The organism is Rahnella bruchi, assembly GCF_003614975.1.
Lineage (GTDB): Bacteria > Pseudomonadota > Gammaproteobacteria > Enterobacterales > Enterobacteriaceae > Rahnella > Rahnella bruchi.
The window spans coordinates 1-2,665 of the sequence record NZ_QZWI01000041.1 but is presented as its reverse complement, the minus strand read 5'-3'; the positions used below and the strand labels follow the sequence as shown (position 1 = coordinate 2,665).

1 protein-coding gene is annotated in these 2,665 nt (G+C 52.9%); it reads left to right on the top strand.

Annotated elements, in window-relative coordinates; genetic code table 11:
* The coding region (locus D5398_RS25210; RefSeq protein ID WP_244216847.1) for an Ig-like domain-containing protein at positions 1 to 2,665 on the top strand (2,665 nt) is incomplete at both ends.

Below are 2,665 nucleotides of genomic sequence, written 5' to 3'. Positions count from 1 at the left end.
GAAGTCGGCAAGGACGGCACCTGGAGCTATCAGTTCACCGGTAAGCAGGCGCTGCAGAAAGGGGATAACGTTTTCCACGTCACGGCATCAGACTCTGTGGACCATATGGCGACAGGCAGTGACTTTGTGGTGACCCTGACGGGCAGCAACCAGGATGACACTACCGCACCGGATGCGCCGGTTATCACAGACGTGGTTGATGATTACGGATTAACCACCGGTTCTGTTGCCAATGGCGGTAAAACCGATGACGCGCTGCTGAAAATCAGTGGTACAGCGGAGGCGGGCAGCACGGTGGTTATCACCCACGTGGTGGAATCGACAGGGGCTACCTATATCGACGGGTCTGTAGTGGCAGATGCCTCCGGACACTGGGTCTTCGATATGACGGGGCCATTCCAGCCAACGTTTGGCAACCGTATTATCACCGCAACTGCCACGGATGCGGCGGGCAACGTCAGCGAGGTCAGCGACAGCTATGTGGTGAATTTTGTAGCGCCGAACCAGGATGCGCTGATTGTTCCTGATGCACCGGTTATCACAGACATCACTGATGATGTGGGTTCACAGAAAGGCCCCGTGGCCAATGGCGGGAAGACGGATGACAGGACCCCTACGCTGCACGGTACCGCAGAAGCCGGCAGTGTGGTGACCATTTATGTTGACCGTGCAGGGAATGGCAAGCATTCAACTCTGGGCAGCGTCACGGCGGACAGCACCGGTCACTGGACCTGGACCTCGCAGAAGATTGGTCTCTTTGACTCAACGTACACCTACACGGCAATGGCAACCGACGCTCAGGGCGTGAAGAGTGCCATCAGTAACGGTTATGCCATCGAACTGGTTCACAGTAATCAGGATGACACCACTGCACCAGATGCGCCGGGTATTGCTTTTGCACAGGAAACCTATGATGACGGCACTCACCAGGGAGTGAACAACGGCGCAACTATCGATGACGCTACGCCGCAATTAGTTGGTGCGGCAGAACCAGACAGTATTGTGAAGGTATACGATGGTGCGACGCTGATCGGTTCGGTTGTTGCGGATGCCAAGGGGGCGTGGGCGTTTGATGTTCCTCAGGCACTTGCTGACGGGAAACACACCTTCACCGTCACCGCTACAGATGCGGCCGGCAACACCAGTGCGCATTCTGATAACTTTGTGCTGGATGTTGAGACAGCAGACATCACCCCACCGGATGCGCCGGTTATCACGGAAGTCTATGACGACGTAGGTTTAACGCAGGGTCCGGTAGAGAACGGTGGCAAAACCGATGACGACCAGCTGAAAATCAGTGGCACAGCGGAAGCTAACAGTACTGTGATTATCAGCCACGTGGTTGAGGCCACAGGCAATACTTACGTCGATGGCTCTGTGGTGGCTGACGCCTCCGGTCACTGGGTGTTCCAGATGGAGGACGCATTACAGCCTACCTTTGGCAACCGCATTATCACTGCAACCGCCACGGATGCCGCGGGCAACGTCAGCGCCGCCAGTGACGGCTATACGGTTAATTATGTGGGTACCAATCTCGATGACATTACAGTACCGGATGCGCCAATTATTGACCTAGTTGAGCATGGTGAATTTAGTATCCCTACCCCAGTATCCAATGGCGGCATAATCAATAAAGACATAAATTTGATGGCAGGGGATGCAGAACCCGGCAGCCTCGTAACGATTTACGACGGCGACGTTGTCATTACTACCTGTACCACCGACTCTGATGGTAGGTGGACAGCTGCTTATCTCGAGGTGTCTTCCGAAGGCACGCATACCCTTACGGCTACGGCGACAGATGCAGCGGGCAATGTCAGCGCTCACACTGCTGATTTTGTGGTGAATGTTGTGACAAGTGTGTCGGGCTTTGAAGATTTTGAGCAGTTTGGCGACTCATTATTAGACATCAACAGCCTGGTCACCGATTCAGGGCTGAAGATCGAAAGTACAAAAGATCAGGACAACTTCAACATTGCTGGCATTTCCGGAGCTGATCAAAAAGACGTCAATCATTTATTTAACGAATATAATTTGGGATTAGTTAAATTTACACTCCCTGGTGTGGCTGATAAGGTGTCGTTTTTTGGGTATGACATTGCAGGTAATGCGAATGTTCATGCTTATGATGCAAATGGTAATGAGATAGCCATTTCGATCACCTATCGGGAACCGACTGCAGCAGAAGTTAATGCGCTTGTCGTAATTGCAGATGCATATACAATCACCCCCGCTTCCGGACAGCACATTGCCTCGTTTACTGTAGAGGGATACCAATGGATAGACGATATTTCATGGACCTCCGCAGGCGCGGCGCATGCCACTACGCAAAGCGCCCTGCTGACCAGCCCGGACGCTGTGGATCATCACGATATTATGACACTGGCACAGGTTGACGATTCTCATAAATCCACCGCCGCGGTCGATATCACTGACCATGTGCAGAATACCCTGCATCTGACGCTGAACGACATCCTCAGTGGAGCACACGCCAATCTGTTTATTCAGGATGGCCATAAGCAGTTAGCCATTACCGGTGACCAGGGTGACGTGGTTGAACTGAAAGTTGAAGATCTTGCCCACAACACCTGGCAGGACGCCGGTCAGGTGACCAGCGGCGGTATTCAGTATGAGGTATATCAGCATACCGGCGGTGATGTTGAGC